This is a genomic window from Clostridium sp. AF34-13 (assembly GCF_003477845.1).
Classification (GTDB): Bacteria; Bacillota; Clostridia; order Lachnospirales; family Lachnospiraceae; genus Butyribacter; species Butyribacter intestini.
This window is the reverse complement of record NZ_QUEB01000033.1, coordinates 1,016-1,417: the sequence shown is the minus strand read 5'-3', so window position 1 is coordinate 1,417 and position 402 is coordinate 1,016. Positions and strand designations below refer to the sequence as shown.

The window sequence follows — 402 nt, the reverse complement described above, 5'->3', positions numbered from 1 at the left end:
TCAAAAAGAGTATGAGTTGGTGCGGAGCGAATCACGTTCTGGCTTTAATCTCTGCGAAAATGAATTGAAACAGCTTGATTCTGTCATAAGTCCTTTACTTAAAAACGGTCAGTCCATTCATCACATAATTGCTAACAATCAGGACAGGATTTCCTGCTGTGAAAAAACAGCTTATATTTATGCCGATAATGGTCTTTTTTCTGCCAAAAATATAGATATGCCCAGAAAGGTCAGATTTAAGCCCAGAAAGAAAAAGTCAGTCCCTCTTAAAGTTGATAAATCTTGCAGAATTGGCAGGAATTATGAAGATTATAAACTTTACAGACAAAACAATCCTTCGCAGCCTGTTGCTGAACTTGATTCTGTAGAAGGTATAAAAGGCGGTTCTGTATTACTTACCAT

General features: G+C 36.8%; 1 pseudogene. It reads left to right on the top strand.

The features are described 5' to 3' along the window. Positions 1–402: pseudogene (locus DWZ63_RS15395) on the top strand (IS30 family transposase); the annotation flags it as partial.